This is a genomic window from Micromonospora sp. R311, assembly GCF_056780015.1.
In genome coordinates this window covers 1-17,055 of the sequence record NZ_JBSWCE010000021.1, presented here as the reverse complement: position 1 = coordinate 17,055, position 17,055 = coordinate 1, and the positions used below count along the sequence as shown (strand labels likewise).

General features: G+C 73.1%; 12 protein-coding genes and 1 pseudogene. 6 read left to right on the top strand and 7 right to left on the bottom strand.

All coding sequences use genetic code 11. The features are described from left to right. The first annotated feature begins 7 nt into the window (after positions 1-7). Genes AC1WTP_RS18850 through AC1WTP_RS18835 form a run of 4 tightly spaced genes read left to right on the top strand, consistent with a single transcriptional unit; the run spans position 8 to position 9,832 of the window. On the top strand, positions 8-961 hold the full coding sequence (locus AC1WTP_RS18850; protein WP_481650574.1) for a TauD/TfdA family dioxygenase: 954 nt from the start codon (positions 8-10) through the stop codon (positions 959-961). Beyond that, complete coding sequence (locus tag AC1WTP_RS18845; RefSeq protein ID WP_302921344.1) at positions 961-1,149, top strand: MbtH family protein; 189 nt, start codon at positions 961-963, stop codon at positions 1,147-1,149. The genes AC1WTP_RS18850 and AC1WTP_RS18845 overlap by 1 nt, the downstream gene beginning before the upstream one ends. Further along, positions 1,146-4,268, top strand: coding sequence for a non-ribosomal peptide synthetase (locus AC1WTP_RS18840; protein ID WP_481650573.1), 3,123 nt, complete (start codon positions 1,146-1,148; stop codon positions 4,266-4,268). Before AC1WTP_RS18845 ends, AC1WTP_RS18840 begins: the two co-directional genes overlap by 4 nt. Next, positions 4,265-9,832, top strand: coding sequence for an amino acid adenylation domain-containing protein (locus AC1WTP_RS18835; RefSeq protein WP_481650572.1), 5,568 nt, complete (start codon positions 4,265-4,267; stop codon positions 9,830-9,832). Before AC1WTP_RS18840 ends, AC1WTP_RS18835 begins: the two co-directional genes overlap by 4 nt. Positions 9,833-9,874: 42 nt before the next feature. On the opposite strand, the gene AC1WTP_RS18830 is transcribed toward AC1WTP_RS18835, so the two are convergent. From AC1WTP_RS18830 to AC1WTP_RS18810, 5 genes are all read right to left on the bottom strand, one after another. After that, a complete protein-coding gene (locus tag AC1WTP_RS18830) occupies positions 9,875-11,170 on the bottom strand; it encodes a hypothetical protein (RefSeq protein WP_481650571.1) in 1,296 nt (431 codons plus the stop codon). 79 nt (positions 11,171-11,249) lie between these two features. Then, entirely contained in the window at positions 11,250-11,705 is a 456-nt protein-coding gene (locus tag AC1WTP_RS18825; protein WP_481650570.1) for a pyridoxamine 5'-phosphate oxidase family protein, read from the bottom strand. Positions 11,706-11,820: 115 nt separating this feature from the next. After that, entirely contained in the window at positions 11,821-12,417 is a 597-nt protein-coding gene (locus AC1WTP_RS18820) for a glyoxalase (RefSeq protein WP_481650569.1), read from the bottom strand. Positions 12,418-12,452: 35 nt separating this feature from the next. Beyond that, complete coding sequence (locus AC1WTP_RS18815; RefSeq protein WP_481650568.1) at positions 12,453-13,190, bottom strand: mechanosensitive ion channel family protein; 738 nt, start codon at positions 13,188-13,190, stop codon at positions 12,453-12,455. Positions 13,191-13,502: 312 nt separating this feature from the next. Continuing rightward, a complete protein-coding gene (locus tag AC1WTP_RS18810) occupies positions 13,503-14,234 on the bottom strand; it encodes a DUF1345 domain-containing protein (RefSeq protein WP_481650567.1) in 732 nt (243 codons plus the stop codon). A gap of 250 nt (positions 14,235-14,484) precedes the next feature. Between AC1WTP_RS18810 and AC1WTP_RS18805 the strand changes: the two genes are divergently transcribed. Both AC1WTP_RS18805 and AC1WTP_RS18800 read left to right on the top strand, forming a co-directional pair. Beyond that, a complete protein-coding gene (locus AC1WTP_RS18805) occupies positions 14,485-14,706 on the top strand; it encodes a hypothetical protein (RefSeq protein ID WP_481650566.1) in 222 nt (73 codons plus the stop codon). 1 nt (position 14,707) lies between these two features. Then, a pseudogene (locus AC1WTP_RS18800) lies at positions 14,708-15,186 on the top strand (molybdenum cofactor biosysynthesis protein). Positions 15,187-15,237: 51 nt separating this feature from the next. On the opposite strand, the gene AC1WTP_RS18795 reads toward AC1WTP_RS18800, so the two are convergent. Continuing rightward, positions 15,238-16,008 (bottom strand): hypothetical protein, encoded by a 771-nt coding sequence (locus AC1WTP_RS18795; RefSeq protein WP_481650565.1) that lies wholly within the window; start codon positions 16,006-16,008, stop codon positions 15,238-15,240. Continuing rightward, positions 16,005-16,982, bottom strand: coding sequence for a cytochrome ubiquinol oxidase subunit I (locus AC1WTP_RS18790; RefSeq protein WP_481650564.1), 978 nt, complete (start codon positions 16,980-16,982; stop codon positions 16,005-16,007). Before AC1WTP_RS18790 ends, AC1WTP_RS18795 begins: the two co-directional genes overlap by 4 nt. Between the last annotated feature and the right edge of the window lie 73 nt (positions 16,983-17,055).

The following is a 17,055-nucleotide window of genomic DNA, read 5'->3' as shown; positions in this document are numbered from 1 at the left end:
CAGAGCAATGAGCGACACGATCGCCACCCTGCCGGTGGTCGTCGAGAACGACGGCCGGGAGCTGACCGAACTGATCGACGCCCGCCGCGCGGAACTGCGCGCGGCGCTGGCCGAGCACGGCGGGCTGCTGTTCCGCGGCTTCGACGTGGGCGGGGTGGACGGCTTCGACCGGGTGGTGCGGGCGCTGTCCGGCGAACCGCTGGTCTACACCGAACGGTCCTCGCCCCGGCACGCCATCAAGGGGCGGGTCTACACCTCGACCGACTACCCGCCGGACGAGGAGATCTTCCTGCACAACGAGAACTCGTACCAGGCGCGCTGGCCGCTGACCCTGTTCTTCTACTGCATCACCCCGCCGCAGACGCAGGGCGCGACCCCGCTTGCCGACGTGCGCCGGGTGTACGCCGAGATCGACCCGGCGGTGCGGAAGGAGTTCGAGCGCCGGCGCTGGATGCTGGTCCGCAACTTCCATGCCGACTTCGGCACCCGCTGGCAGGACGTGTTCAACACCGACGACCGGGCCGAGGTCGAGGCGTACGCGGCGGCGAACCGGATCGAGCTGGAGTGGCGCGGCAAGGACGGGCTGCGGACCCGGGCGGTGCGGGACGTGGTGCACCACCGGCCCGGCTCGGACACGCCGCGCTGGTTCAACCACGCCACCTTCTTCCACCTCAGCACCCTGCCCAAGGACTACCAGGAGGGGCTGCTGGCCATGTTCGGCGCCGACGAGCTGCCGTCGAACACCTACTACGGCGACGGCGGGGAGATCCCCGCCGACGTGATGGACCACCTGCGGGCCGCGTACCGGGCGGCCAGCGTCCGCTTCGACTACCAGCGCGACGACGTGCTGGTGGTGGACAACATGACCGCCGCGCACGGGCGGGAGCCGTTCACCGGCCCCCGCAAGATCGCCGTCGCGATGGCCGAACCGCACACCCCCGAGAGCGCTGGAGACAACTGATGGCCGAATCCCGTTTCCTGGTCGTGCGCAACGACGAGGAGCAGTACTCGATCTGGTCGGCCGAGCGCGACCTCCCCGCGGGGTGGCACGAGGCCGGTTTCGCCGGCACCCGCGAGGAGTGCCTGGCGCACATCGACACGGTCTGGACGGACATGCGTCCGCGGTCGGTCCGCGAGGCCGCGTCATGACCCAGCCGTCCGAGTGGACCTTCCCGGCCTCCTTCGCCCAGGAACGGGTGTGGATGGCCAACCAGCTCGACGCCGGCTCGCCGGTCTACAACGTCTCCAGCCCGTGGCGGTTCCCGGTCGGCGTCACCCGCGAGCAGGCCGACGCGGTGCTCGGGCAGATCGTCGCCCGGCACGAGTCGCTCCGCACCCACCTGCGGATGACCGACGGCGAACTGCTCCAGGTGGTGCGCGCCGCCGCGCCGGTCGAGCTGCCCGAGACCGACCTGCGGCACCTGCCGGCGGGGCAGCGGGAGCAGCACGCCCACGAGCTGCTGACCGAGCTGGCCCGCACGCCGATCCCGCTGGACGCCCCGCCGTTGTGGCGGGGGCGGCTGGTCCGGCTCACCGACGACCAGTTCGGCCTGTTGTTCGTGGTGCACCACGCGGTGTTCGACAGCCACTCGGCGGTGCTGTTCACCGAGGAACTGGCCGCGTTCAGCCGGGCCGCGCTGGCCGGCGCGCCCGCCGACGTGCCCGAGCTGCCCATCCAGTACGCCGACTTCGCGGTCTGGCAGCGCGACCAGCTCGCCGGCCCGGAGCTGGACCGGCAGCTGGGGTTCTGGCGGGAGCAGCTGGCCGGCGCGCCGGCGGTGACCGGTCTGCCGCTGGACCGGCCCCGGCCGGCGCAGCTCGGCTTCGCCGGCGACGAGGTGCGCTTCGACCTGCCCGCCGGGCTGCTCGACCGGGTCGGCCAGCTCGCCGCCGGCTCGGCGGCCACCCCGTACATGGTGCTGCTGGCCGCGTTCACCGCGCTGCTGCACCGGATCTCCGGCGACGAGGACGTGGTGGTGGGCGTCTCCACCGCCGGCCGGGACACCCCGGAGCTGACCCGGCTGATCGGCATGTTCGTCAACCCGGTGGCGCTGCGCTGCGACCTCGCCGGTGACCCGACCTTCACCGAGCTGCTGGTCCGGGTCCGCGGCCGGCTGGTCGACGCGATCGAGCACGGCGCCACGCCGTTCCAGCGGATCGTCGAGGCGATCGCCCCGCAGCGGGACCCGTCGGTGCAGCCGGTCTTCCAGACCGCGCTGAACTTCATCCCGGACTCCGGCCTCGACCCGGCCCCGCTCGGCACCACCAAGGACGACCTGGCCTTCGACATCACCACCGGCACCAGCCGGCTGCTGTACCGGACCGCGCTGTTCGACCGGGCCACCGCCGAGACGGTCGTCGCCCGGTACGTCCGGCTGCTCACCGCCGCCGTCGCCGACCCGGCGCAGCGGCTGTCGGCGCTGCCCCTGCTCGCCGACGCCGAGCGCGAACTGGTGCTGTCCACCTGGAACGACACCGGCCGCGACGTGCCGCCGAGCACCCTGGTGGCGGAGTTCGAGCGGCAGGCGGCGGCCACTCCGGACGCGCCCGCGCTGGTCCACGGCGGCGTCGAGCTGACGTACGCGCGGTTGAACGCCGCCGCCAACCGGCTGGCCCGGGTGCTGGTGGCCGGGGGCGCCGGCCCGGAGTCCCGGGTCGCGCTGGCGCTGCCCCGCTCGGTGGAGCTGGTGGTCGCCATCCTCGCGGTGCTGAAGTCCGGCGCGGCGTACGTGCCGGTGGACACCGGCTACCCGGCCGGCCGGATCGCCTTCCTGCTGTCCGACGCCGAGCCGGCGCTGGTGCTGGCCACCCCGGACACCGCGGCCCTGGTGCCGGCCGGCGCGCTGGTGCTCGACGGCCCGGTCGAGGGCGACGGCGGCGACCTGACCGACGCCGACCGGGCCGCCCCGCTGCGCCCGGAGCACCCGGCGTACGTGCTCTACACCTCCGGGTCCACCGGCCGGCCGAAGGGCGTGGTGGTGGCGCACCGGGCGGTGACCGGGTATCTGGCCTGGGCCCGGCACACCTACCCGGGGCTGGCCGGGACGGCGCTGCTGCACTCGCCGGTGTCGTTCGACCTGACCGTCACCGGGCTGCTCGGCCCGCTCACCGCCGGCGGCACGGTCCGGCTCGCCGCCGTCGACGAGCCGGCCGCGCGGGCCGGTGGCCGGCCGACCTTCCTCAAGGTCACCCCCAGCCACCTGGCGCTGCTCGACGCCGAGCTGTCGCCCAGCACCGACCTGGTGATCGGCGGCGAGGCGCTCACCGGCGAGCAGCTCGCCGGCTGGCGGGCCGCCCACGGCGACGTCGCGGTGATCAACGAGTACGGCCCGACCGAGGCGACCGTCGGCTGCGTGGCCGCCCGGATCGCGCCGGGGGAGGAGCTGCCGGCCGGGCCGGTGCCGATCGGCCGGCCCACCTGGAACACGCGCGCGTACCTGCTCGACGGGGCGCTGAACCCGGTGCCCCCGGGCGTGGTCGGCGAGCTGTACGTCGCCGGCGAGCAACTGGCCCGGGGCTACCTGCGCCGGCCCGCCCTCACCGCCGAGCGCTTCCTGCCCTGCCCGTACGGGCCGGCCGGGCAGCGGATGTACCGCACCGGCGACCTGGCCCGCTGGCGGCCCGACGGCACGCTGGAATACCTCGGACGCCGCGACAGCCAGGTCAAGGTCCGCGGCATGCGGATCGAGCTGGGCGAGATCGAGTCGGCGCTGCTGGCCCGGCCGGACGTGACCGCGGCGGCGGTCGTGGTCCGCACCGACTCCGGGGAGCCGACCCTGGTCGGCTACCTGGTCGGCCCGGCCGACGAGGCGGCGCTCGCCGCCGACCTGGCCCGGGAGCTGCCGGCGCACCTGGTGCCGTCGGCGTTCGTCCGGCTCGACGCGCTGCCGCTGACCCCGAACGGCAAGCTGGACACGGCGGCGCTACCCGCCCCGGCCGCCGTCCCGGCCGCCGACGGGTTCCTCGCCCCGCGCACCGACGCCGAGGTGCTGGTCGCCGAGGTGTACGCCGAGATCCTCCAGGTGGACAAGGTCGGCGCGCTGGACGACTTCTTCGCCCTCGGCGGCAACTCGCTGCGCGGCATGCGGGCGATGGCCCGGATCCGGGCCGAGGTGGACGTGGACCTGCCGATGCGGGCGCTGTTCAGCAGCCCGGTCGTGGCCGACCTGGCCGGCCAGATCGAGCAGCGGATCGCCGCCGAACTCGACGAGCTCTCCGAAACCGAGGTCGCGGCGCTGCTCGCGGCGGAGAAGGACAAGCCCTCATGACCGACCTGAAGGATCCGGCCCGGGACGCGGCCCGCCAGGCGTTGATCGCCCAGCGGCTGCGCAAGCGGCAGAGCGCCGCGCCCGCGGCCCGGATCGGCCCGCGCCCGGCGGACGCCGAGGTGCCGCTGTCGTACGCCCAGGAGCGGGTCTGGTTCATGGACCAGATCGCTCCCGGCGAGGCGGCGTACCACATCGCGGTGCCGTTGCGGGTGCGCGGGCCGCTCGACGTCGCGGCGCTGCGCGCCGCGCTGGCCGGGCTGACCGAGCGGCACGAGTCGCTGCGCACCCGGTTCCCGGCCGACGCCGACGGCCGGCCGACCGTCGTGGTCGAGGAGGCCGTCACCGTTCCGCTGACCATCGTGGACGCCCCGGACGAGGCCGCCGCGCAGGCGCTGGTGGAGGCGGCCGCGGCCGAGCCGTTCGACCTGGCCCGGGGGCCGCTGCTGCGGGCGCTGCTGATCCGGCTCGCCGCCGACGACGACAGTCCGGCCTCCGCGCCGCAGGACGGCACTCCGGGCCGGATGAACGTCGACGACCACGTGCTGTTCCTCGGCAAGCACCACATCGTGGGCGACGGCTGGTCGGTGGACGTGCTGCTGCGCGACCTGATCACCCTCTACCGGGGCGGGGAGCCGCCCGCCCTGCCGGTCCAGTACGGCGACTTCGCCCATTGGGAGGCCCGGGAGCTGGAAGGGCCGGCGGCCCGCCGGCACCTCGACTGGTGGAAGCAGCGGCTGGCCGGCATCACCCCGCTGGAGCTGCCGCTGGACCTGCCCCGCCCGGCCACCCAGACCTACACCGGCGACTTCGTGGAGCTGCGGCTGGACCGGGCCGCCACCGACGGGCTGCTCGCGCTCACCCGCTCCTACGGCGGCACCCTGTTCATGACGCTGCTCGCGGCGTACCAGGTGTTTCTGTCCCGGCACGCCGGCCAGGACGACTTCGCCGTCGGGGCGTCGGTGGCCGGCCGCTCCGCGCCGGAGCTGGAAGACGTCGTCGGCATGTTCATCAACATGGTGCCGCTGCGGGCCGAACTGGCCGGCGACCCGACCTTCGCCGAGCTGCTGGAGCGCACCCGGCGCAGCGTGCTGGACGGGCTGGAGCACGCCGAGGTGCCGTTCGCCAAGGTGGTGCACGAGCTGGGGCTGCCCCGGGACGTCAGCCGCTCACCGGTGTTCCAGGCGATGTTCGTGCTGCAGAACTACGAGATCGGCCGGTTCAACGCGGTTTCCGACGCCAGCGACGTCACGTTCGACTGGAAGCCGATGGAGCTGCGGGCCACCCGGTTCGACTTCGAACTGCACGCCGTGGAGACCGTCGACGGACTCTACGCCAAGCTGGTCTTCAACACCGACCTGTTCACCCGGGACACGGTCGAGCGGATGGCCGATCGGCTCGGCGCGCTGCTGCGCGCCGTGGTCGCCGCCCCGGAGACCCCGATCTCCGCGCTCGACCTGCTCGCGCCGGCCGAGCGGGAACTGCTGGCCCGCTGGAACGACACCGCCGCCGACTTCCCCCGCGAGCAGACCCTGCACGGGCCGATCGAGGAGCGGGCCGCCGCCACCCCGGACGCGGTGGCGGTCACCTTCGACGGCCGCCCGGTGACGTACGCCGAGCTGAACGCCGCCGCGAACCGGATCGCGCACCGGCTGCGCGCCGCCGGGGTGGGCCCGGAGACCCTGGTCGGGGTCTGCGCCGAGCGCTCGGTGGAACTGGTCGCCGGGCTGCTCGGCGTGCTCAAGGCCGGCGGCGCCTACCTGCCGCTGGACCCGGAGTACCCGGCCGACCGGCTAGCGTTCATGGTCACCGACGCGGACGCGCCGGTGGTGCTGGTGCAGCGGCACCTGCGCGACGTGCTGCCGGACACCGGCGCCACCGTGCTCGCCCTCGACGACGAGGGCGTCTGGGCCGACCAACCGAGCGCCGATCCGGCACCGACGGCCGGCCCGGAGCACCTGGCCTACGTCATCTACACCTCCGGCTCCACCGGTCGGCCGAAGGGCGTGCCGAACACCCACCGGGGCATCGTCAACCGGCTCGACTGGATGCAGCGGACCTACCGGCTCGGCGCCGACGACGCGGTGCTGCAGAAGACCCCGGCCAGCTTCGACGTGTCGGTGTGGGAGTTCTTCTGGCCGCTGCGCGAGGGCGCCCGGCTGGTGGTGGCGAAGCCCGGCGGGCACAAGGACGCCGGCTACCTGCGCGACCTGCTGGTCGCCGAGCGGGTCACCACCGCCCACTTCGTGCCGTCGATGCTCACCGTCTTCCTCGCCGAGGACGGCGTCGAGGCGGCGACGGCGCTGCGCCGGGTGATCTGCTCCGGTGAGGAGCTGCCGCTGGCCTCGGCGGTGGACTTCACCGCCCGGCTGCCCTGGTGCGGGCTGCACAACCTGTACGGCCCCACCGAGGCGGCCATCGACGTCAGCTCGTGGCACTGCGATCCCGCCCTGCTGGCCGGGCTGACCAGCGTGCCGATCGGCGCGCCGATCGCCAACCTGCGGCTGCACGTGCTCGACCCGGCCGGCAACGAGTGCCCGGTCGGGGTGGCCGGCGAGCTGCACATCGGCGGGGTCGGGCTGGCCCGCGGCTACCACCGCCGGCCGGCGCTCACCGCCGAGCGTTTCGTGCCGGACCGGTTCTCCGGCGAGCCGGGCGCCCGGCTCTACCGCACCGGCGACCTGGCCCGCTGGCGCACCGCGCCCGGCGCGGCCGACCGCGGCGTGATCGAGTTCCTCGGCCGGATCGACCACCAGGTCAAGCTGCGCGGCCTGCGGATCGAGCTGGGCGAGATCGAGAGCGCGCTGCGCGAGCAGCCCGGGGTGACCAAGGCGGCGGTGATCGTCCGGGAGGACAGCCCCGGTGACAAGCGGCTGACCGCGTACCTGGTCGGCGCGGCCGAGCACGCGGCGCTGAAGGCGGCGCTGAAGGAGACGCTGCCCGAGTACATGGTGCCGAACGCCTTCGTCACCCTGGACGCGCTGCCGCTGAGCCCGAACGGCAAGCTGGACCGCCGGGCGCTGCCCGCGCCGGTGGTCACCCGGGAGGCGTCGGTCGCGCTGGTCGAGCCGCGCGACGACACCGAGCGGCTGCTGGCCGGGATCTGGTCCGAGGTGCTCGGCGTCGACACGCTCGGCATCGACGACGACTTCTTCGACCTGGGCGGGCACTCCATGCTCGCCACCCAGGTGGTCGCGAAGATCCGCAAGGCGGAGCACGGCGGCCGGCCGGTCGGCGTGATGGACCTGTTCCAGCAGCGGACCATCCGCGAGCTGGCCGCCTTCATGTCCGGCGACGCCGCGCAGGAGGGGCCACGCCGGCTGCTCTACGAGCTGACCAAGCCGATCCCGGCGGCCCAGCGGGTGCTCACCTACGTCTGCGTCCCCTACGGCGGCGGCAGCGCCATCGTCTACCAGCCGCTCGCCGACGCGCTGCCCGCCGGGCACGCGCTCTGGTCCCTCGCGATCCCCGGCCACGACGTCGGGCTCAGCGAGGACGCGCTGCCGTTCGACGAGCTGACCACCCGGGTCGCCGAGGAGATCCTGGAACGGATCGAGGGGCCGATCGCCCTCTACGGCCACTGCGGCGTGGGCAGCGCGATCGTCGCCGAGGTCGCCCGCAAGGTCGAGGCGGCCGGGCGGGAACTGGAGGCGCTCTACATCGGCGCGATGTTCCCGTTCGCCCGGCCGAAGGGCGCGTTCGCCGCGCTGCGCAACCGGCTGGAGCGGCTGCGCAGCAACCGGCACTACGCCAGCTGGCTGAAGTCCATGGGCGTGGACACCGACGAGCTGGACCCGGAGCAGGCCGACCGGATCATCAGCAACATGCGGGCCGACTCCCGGGCGTCGGAGGAGTACTTCACCGGCCTGCTCGACCGGCGGGCGGCGAAGCTGCGCACCCCGATCATCTCCGTGGTGGGCTCCGAGGACCCGGTCACCGACTACCACGCCGAGCGGTACGCGGAGTGGCAGTTCCTCAGCGACACCCTGGCGCTGGTGGTGCTCGACCAGGCCGGCCACTTCTTCCTCAAGTACCGCGCCGACGAGCTGGCCGAGATCGTCACCCGCACCCACCGGGCCGTCGCCGCCGGTGACGTCGCCGCGCTCACCCCGGCCGCGCGGGGCGAGGACGCCGGCTGGGTGCTCGCCGCCCACCAGCGGGTCGGCGTCGACGACCAGGCGGGCGCCACGGCGGTCAAGCCGAGCATGGCCCGGTTCGTCGCGGTCACCGCCGGGCAGCTGGTCTCCACCACCGGGTCGGCGCTGACGGCGTTCGCCCTGCCGATCTGGCTGTTCACCCAGACCGGGTCGGTGGCCAACCTGGGACTGCTCTGGGCGCTCGCGCTGATCTGCGGCGTGCTGATGCTGCCGGTGGCCGGGGCGATCACCGACCGGGTCAGCCGCCGGAAGATCATGATGATCGCCAGCAGCAGCGCCGGCGCGGTGCAGGTCGTGCTGGCCGCGCTGCTGTGGACCGACAGCCTGGCGCTCTGGCACATCTACGGCCTGGTCGCGCTGAGCCAGGTCGCCGGGTCGTTCCAACGCATCGCGTTCCAGTCGGCGGTGCCGCAGCTGGTGCCGAAGCGCTACCTCGGCCACGCGATGGGCATCACCCAGCTCTCCAACGGCTTCGCGATGCTGCTGATGCCGGTCTTCGCCGCCGGGCTGCTGGCCGCCATCGAACTCAAGGGCATCCTGCTGATCGACGTGGCTAGCTACCTGGTGGCGGTGCTGACGCTGGCGGTGGTCCGCTTCCCGGACCTGCTCGGCTGGCGGCCGAAGGAGCGGCTGCTGGTCGCCATCGCCAACGGGCTGCGCTACTCCTGGCAGCACCGGGGCTTCCGGTTGATGCTCGGCTACTTCGCGGTGGGCAACATCTTCCTGGCGCCCGCGCTGGTGCTCGTCACGCCGCTGGTGCTCTCCTTCGGCACCGCGACGCAGGTGGCCCAGGTGGCGCTCGCCGAGGCGTGCGGCGCGGTCGCCGGCGGCGTGCTCATGTCGATCTGGGGCGGTCCCCGGCACCGGCGCATGATCGGCGTGCTGATCGGCAACCTGGGCACCGCGGTCGGCTGCGTGCTGATCGGCCTGGACGCCTCGGTGGCGATGATCTGCGTGGGCGCGTTCTGGCTGGCCATGGCGATGACCACGGCGCAGTCCATCTACGCCACCATCGTCCAGGTCAAGGTGCCGCAGCGGTTCCACGGCCGGGTGTTCAGCCTCAACCAGACCATCTCCTGGTCGACCCTGCCGATCGGCTTCGCGCTGCTGGCCCCGGGGGCCACCGCGCTGTTCGAGCCGATGCTCGCCCCGGGCGGGGCGCTGGCCGGCTCGGTGGGCGCGGTGATCGGCACCGGCGAGGGCCGCGGCATCGGTTTCGCGTACGTCTGCTTCGGCGCGGCGCTGGTGCTGATCACCCTCGGCGGGTTCGCGATCCGGCTGCTGCGCCGGTTCGACATCGAGGTGCCCGACTCGCTGCCGGACGACCTGATCGGCGCGCAGGAGCGGGAGCGGCGCCTCGCCGCCCGCGCCGCCGACCGCGCCGGGGAGAAGGTGCCGGCAGGGGTGTGAGACGCGACGGGGCCTCCGGCACCGGCCGGAGGCCCCGTTCCGTCAAGCCTCGTGGCGGTCGGCGACGTCCGCCTCGGGCAGTTCCTCCGGCTCGGCGACCCAGGCCGAGAAGACCGGCACCCCGTGCCACGGCCCGGCCGCGCCGCCGGCCCGGGTGTCGGTGGCGACCGCCACCACCGCGTAAGGGTGGCCGAAGCGCAGCTCGGCGACCCGCGCGACCCCTTCGGGCGGCAGACTCGTCGCCATGGCCCACCCGGTGATCGCCGCCGCCTCGAAGCCGTACCGGCCGTACCGGGCGACCGCCTTCTGCACGACCTCGGCCGTCAGGTCCGGGGCGTCCAGCAACTCGGCGAACGCCCACGTGGCGACGGGGAAGCCGAGGCGCTCCGAGTCGAGGCGGTGAAGGCTCTCGGCCGACCAGCACGGCAGGACCGCCGAGATCCGCTCCACCCGACCGTCGGGCGCGTACGTCCAGGTGGGCTCCTCGCGCAGGGTCCACAGCGCGGTGTCTCCCAGCGGCAGGTCGAACAGGGACCGCCGTTGCGTCGGCCCGGCTGCCTTGTGCCGGCGCTTCCCGCGCGGTTCCTCCCCGCCCGATCCGTCGACGGCGGCCGTGGCCACCTCGTGCGCCGTCGCGAGGACGTCGACGGGGGCGACGTCGGGGGCCGCGACGACGGAGACGACGAGCAGGCCGGCCTCGCCGTCGGCAGTCGTCACCTGACCGGAGGGGGCGGCGTGTACCGCCACGTCGCCGGCCCGGCGGCTGGTGGCGATCCAGCACTGGTGGCCGTGTTCCGGGCTGCGCAGGATCCGCCGCAGTCGCCCCGCCCACGGGCTCGCCGGGCCGAGGCCGTCGGCCGCCGCCACCTCGAACGGATCCTGCCAGGAGATCCGGGTGGCCAGCGCACTGGCCAGCAGGAGCAGCGTCTCCGGCGTCACGGAGATCGGAAACTGGTCGATCAGACCAAGCGTGCGTTCCCGGGCCCAGTCGTGCAGCGCCGTCTGGTCGGGTAGCGGGCCGGTCGCCGTCGGCTCCGGCAGGGTGGCACGCCAGCGGTCCAGTGCGCCGACGTCGAGCCCCGGGCGGTGCCACACGGCGGTCGCCGCCGCCACCAGCGGGTGTGGCGCCTCCAGCAGCGCCTGGACGGCGTCTGCGGCGGTGGCCACGTCCGTGCCGAGCACGTCCTCCAGCTCGGCACGGTCCGGGCCGGTGGCGGCGGGGCCGGCGAGCGCCAGCAGCAGCCACGCGCCGAGGGGAGAAGCGACGTGGTGCCCGTCGCCGACGACCGTGTGCAGCCGTTCGGCGTAGCGGGCGAGTGGACCGCGAATGTCAGTCATCGCACCACTGTGCCCGGGCGACGCCACCCTCGTCACGACCACCTCGCCATGGAACTGGCGGGGCGGGGCCGTACGGCGGTCAGCCGAGCCAGCGGCCGTCGCGCATGAGGACGCGGCCCGACAGTTCGTTCGCCTCCCGCCAGGCCTGGATGCGCTGCGGCCGGATCCGGAAGTACTGGTACGGCTCGTCGAGCTCGCGCGGGTCGAATCCGGTCCTGGTGGCGAACGCGTCGCCCGTCTCCCGGCCCAGGTCGGCGACGTCCACCGGCTCGGCGACACCGTCGACGATGACGACGTCGCGCGTCGGCCCCAGGCTGAGTCGCACCCGGCCGTCCGCCAGCAGGTTGCGGCCGGTGACCGAGGCGCGTGGCGTCGAGACCAGGAACGCCGTTCCGTCCCAGAGGTACGAGAGCGGGATGAGGTGGACGCCGCCCGGGGAGCCCGACGTCGCGACCCAGAGATCGACGTCGCTCTCCAGTCTCGCGCGAGTGTCCCGCAGCCTCTCCTCGAGCCCACGCGGCGGCGCGTCCGTCATGCTTCCTCCAGTCACTTCGTGACGAGCCCCTTCCTCCAGGGGAGGGGCTTGATCTGTCATCGGTCGGTTCATCCGGCGGCCGTGATCGACGGCCGGGTAGGGGCAGGCAGCAGCGTCACGGCGTCGGCGCGAGCGATGCGGCCTCCCAGGCGAACCCGTCCGGGTCGGTGAAGGCGCCGGCGTCGCCGCCGATCACGAGCCGGTGCGATCCGGTGCCGTCGGGAGTGACGCCGACGTCCTTGGCAAGGGCACGGCGCCGGTAGAGCGCCAGCTTGACGGGACTCGACCCGGCGGCGAACTCGACGTACATGCGGCCGAAGCTCCGCGCCACGGCAAGGCCGCGCTCGACGTAGAACCGCTTGCTCGCGGCCACGTCCGTGACTCCCAGCAGGAGGACGATCTCGTCGATCTGCCGGGTGGCCGGGCCGGTGTCCTTCTTCGCCGAGGTCGCGACCTTCCAGATCGTCCCGTCCGGGGCCTGTACGACACCGCCGTAGCCCCAGAGCGACTTGGCGGCAGGCTTCAGTTGCGTGGCACCGGCGTCCAGCGCGGCGCCGATGAGGGCGTTGACGGTTGCCGGCTGGGACACCGTGAGCGCCAGCGTGAACCCACGGAAGCCGGTCGTCGGCGCCTCCGAGGCCCGCAGGCGGATCTGCGTGTCCAGACCGAACGCGGCGGTGTAGAAGCGGTTGGCGGCCGTGGGGTCGGCCACGTCGAGGGTGACGGATTCGATGGTTGCCATGGCCATCACGCTAGGTGCGGCTCGGCGACCGGTGCTTCTCGATTCCTGACCGGTCTGGTCGCCTGCGGCGCGACACACGGCGACAGCCTCGCCGCAGCGCCTGTCGCCCGCCGCCGGGGCGGCGCCCGGCGGCATGCCGACCAGCTCGGTGAAGCAGGTGCTGATGGTGCCCAGCGACGAGCAGCCGACCGTGAACGCGACGACGACTCGACGAGCCGTCTGGTCGCCTGCCGGAGGTCGTCCAGGTCGGCGGTGTGATCCAGTTGGATGCGGATCTCGCCGACCACCCGAGTCTCGTGCCGCGTCCAGTTCTGGAAGGCGTCGGTGAGGTAGGTAGTGGGCAGGACGAGCATCGGGTCGTCCCAGAGACGAATCACCACGTTGGTCAGCTTCACCTCCTCGACCCGGCCCCAGTGGCCGTCTATCACCAGCACGTCGTCGACGTGCAGACTGTCCGCGAAGGCGACCTGGATGCCGGCGAAGGCGTTGCCGAGCGCGGTCCGGGCGGACAGGCCGATCACGCCGGCCGAGGTCAGGAAAGTGAGCCCGAACGAGCGTACGGTCCGGAGGGTGACCAGGATCAGACCGACCGCCACCACTATGACGACAGTCGAGGTCAGCCGGCGTACCGGGCGGATTTGAGTACGGGCGCGGCGGTTTCTGCGGTCGGCGACCGTCTCCTGCGGCAGCTGGCTAAACGCGACGCCCTCGGCGACGTGCAGCCCCGCGAGCAGCAGCACCACCGTGGTCGGGCGGTGGCAGGCCTGGCGCAGTGGTGGTCAGCAGCCACTGGTAGTGGCCACGGGCGAACCGGCGGACCAGCACGCCGGTCAACAGGTCCACCAACACGGCCGCGCCGACCGCGGTCAGCGTGATCAACGCTGCGCGCGAGAGATCCCGTCCGCTGCGGTCCTGGTCCCTATCCTTCGCGGCTCCTGACTTCGTGGTACCGCATCAGCTTGACACCGAGCGGCGACGACGGGGCGCACATCACCAACGGTCGCGCCTCCGTGGACCGACCGTGCCGCCGGGTCGTGCCCGTGTAGCCAGGTTGATCAGGACTCGCCCAGGCCGGTCACCAGGTTCACGGCCGCGGCGAGGATGACCGTGCCGAACAGGTAGGACAGCAGCGCATGGCCGAGGGCGGTCTTCCGGATCCGCGTACTGGCCGGTTCGCTCTCCGACACGGCAAAAGACATGCCGACGGTGAACGCCAGGTAGGCGAAATCGCTGTAGGCCGGTAGCTCGCTCTGCTTGAAGTCGATCCCGCCATCCTCAAGGTAGAACATGCGCGCGTACTTCAAGGCGAATACGGTGTTCATCAATCCCCAGGACAGGATCGCCGTGAGCACACTCACGATGACCAGGGTGACCGCGAGCGCGTCCTGGTTGCTCGACGAGTGAACGAGGGCCCAGGCCACGGTGCCGAGGCTGGCCACCGCGGCGATCAGCACCGCGCCGTCGGTGGAGCGTGACCGGCTCTCCTCCTCGGCGAGTCGCTCGGTGCCCTCCGGCCCCTGATGCCAACTGATCCGCCAGACCCAGACCAGCACGACGCTGGCGGCCACGTTCCAACCGACCAGCGGAAACAGTTCGGGGAACCCGAGCACCGCGACGGCCACGGCGACGACGGCGCCGGCGGCCAGCGAGATCGACAGGCGCCGGACGGAGAGGATCCGGCCCGGCGTTCGCATTTTGACCTGACCCATGGGCTCAGGATTCCAGGCGGTCGGAGAAAGGGCGGCCAGCCATGCCGCGCTCCGTTCGGATCGGTCGGCTCGCGGCACCGGTGACCTGTCCCGGGACGCTGTCTCAGCCGCCGATGTTGTCGGCGTCACGGCGGTGGCAGCGCCGTTCGGCCGGTGCCGGGTCGGAAGGGCCACGCCTCTACGCCTGGGCCTGGCTCGACGAGGTCACCACCGACGCCGACCCGATGACGGCGGCCGGCGCAGCCTACTGATCAGACGCAACACCACCATTGGTGAGCTGGCCTTCTACCGTTGCTGACCCCCACAGCCGACCAGCGTCACCCAGCTCGTGCGAGTCGCCGGGATCCGCTGGGCCGTCGAAGACGCGTTCCAGGCCGTCAAGGGCCAGGTCGGGCCGGACCAGCATCAAGTCCGCCGCTGGAACACCTGGCGCCGCTTCAGGACCCTCCCCCTGGCCGCCCTCGCCATCCTCGCGATCTGCGCCGAGGCGACCACCGAACGCGAGGACCCCACCGAGCAGGGCATGATCCGGCAGCCGGCTGCTCCGTAGAATCGCTGAGCCGCAGATCGTGCAGTTGCTGGCCTCGCCCGTGCATCGCTACCTGGGCCGGCCCGCCGACGGTCCGGTGCCGGCCCCACCCGGCGAACTGGTCGGGGAGATCCGCCTCCGGGCGGGCCTCCGCATCGTCGGTGACCGGTACTTCGGCAAGCCGGCCCACCGCGAGGCGAGCGTGACCGTGATCGCGCAGGAGTCGTTCCCGGCCTGGGCCGACCTGGGGCAGGTCCGGCGCAACGTGCTCACCACCGGGATCGCCGTGGACGAGCTGATCGGCGCCGTGCTCATCCTGGATTCCGCGCGGGGCCGGCCAGCCTGCGGGTCAACCGCCCGGCGAACCCCTGCGCCTGGATGGACGTCGCGATCGGCCCCGATGCCTGGAAGGCGCTGCGCCGCAGGGGCGGCGACCGCTGCACCCCGTTGAACGACGGCACCCTGCGCGCCGGACCGGTCGACGTGACGGTCAGCCGCTGACAACCGGCCGCCACCACTGACTGGCCGGCTGGCATCGGTCGGTGATCGCCCTCAGGCAGCGCCGACGTCGGTGGTGAAGGTCGCGAAGGCGAGCAGGCCGGAGTAGGCGACCAGGCCGACGGTGAACCAGGTGAGGCTGGAGTGCCGTTCGGGAGCCAGTTCGTCGACGAAGACGTTGAGCAGGATCCCGCCACCCAGGAACGCGGTGAGCACGTTCATCAGCACGCCGGTGGGCTGGACGGCGACCGCGGTCACCCAGCCGCCGGCGGCCCCGGCGACCAGGACGAGGCGCCACCCGGTGGTGAGGCTGACCGGGAAGTGCTCGGCCAGGACGCCGTCGGTGGCCAGCACATGCAGCGCCATGGCGACGGCGAACAGCACCGCCGGCCCGAGCCCCGCGTCCAGCTTGGTCGCCAGGGTGTACGTGATCAGGCCGCTGTACAGGGCGAAGAAGCCGAGCTGGAACCCGAAGACCAGCCGGGTGGGCTCCTGCCGGCGCTGCTGCGAGCGGTGGGTGACACGTTCCAGGGCGTAGAACGTGAAGAAGCCGACCAGCGCGACGAGGAACAGCACGAACCCGCGGGCCGGGGTGGCCGTGACCTCCTCCTCCAGGACGTGGGCCACCGCCTGGTTGCCCTCGGCGAGGCGCGGCAGCAGGTAGAGGAACACGTACGCGGCGGCGATGCCGCCACCGAGGGAGGTCGCCGCGTGGGTGGGCACCGGCAGTCTCCGGCGGATGGCCGGCGCGAGCACGTGCAGGGCTCCCAGCGCCACCGCCGCCGCCAGCGCCGCCCACAGACTGCCCGCCCGGGTGAGCGTCACCGGGGCGGTGGGTTGCCGGCGGCCGGCTTGGAGCGCTGGAAGATGCCGAACAGCCAGAGCAGGGAGGGCGCCAGCAGCAGCGCTCCGACCGCGAGGACGGCGAGCACCGTGGCGAGCACGGTGGGATCACCGGCCGCCTCGGTGACGGTCAGGTCGGGCGGCAGCAGGTCTGGGTGCTGGGCGGCGCCCCAGGCCCAGAGGACGGCCGCGACCGCGAGGGCCGCGGTCACCCGGCGTTGCTCGGTGAGGGTGTGACTGGCCTTGCGGAAGGCGAAGGCTGCGCCACGACCGATGATGCCCAGCGCGGCCAGGGTCAGCGGGATGTAGAGGGTGGAGGCGAACGCGGCGACCCCGGACAGGGCGGCGGCCCGCAGGAACCACGGCGAGCGCGGCGGACCCCGGCGCCGCCACCATGCAAGCGCCCACCAGGCGGAGAGCGCCACCAGCCCGAAGCCGATGGCCACCATCAGCTGGAACGCCCACTTGACCACCGTCACCGGTGGCTCCTGATCGTCGGGCACCTGGTCCAGGCCCATGACCACGGCGTCCGGATCCCAGCTGGCCAGCAGCGACAGGGCGTTGGGCACCTCGACCGCGTACCGCAGTTCCCCGTCGACGTAGACGCCGCCGAGCGAGAGCGGCGCGCCGGCCTGGGTACGGGCCAGGCCCTCCATCGCGGCGAGCTTGGTGGGCTGGTACTCCCCGACGAAGTGCGCGGCCCAGTCGCCGACCACGACCTGCACCGGGGACAACACCGCGGCGACGGTGAACGGGATGGCGAAGCCGAGCCGGTGGTAGCGGTCGCGACGGCCGCGCAGCAGGGCCACCGCGTACACGCCGGCGATGCCGAAGCCGGTCACCATGAACGCCGCGACGATCATGTGCAGGGTCTGGTCGAACCCGCGGGGCTGGTGTTCCGCACCGGGTTTGATGGAGACATCGAAACCTGGGAGGAACACCAGCGATGCCCGCACCGAAGAAGTACAACGATGAGCTGCGTGAGCGTGCGACTCGATTGGCGGTCGAGGCCCGTCGGGATCCGGTGTC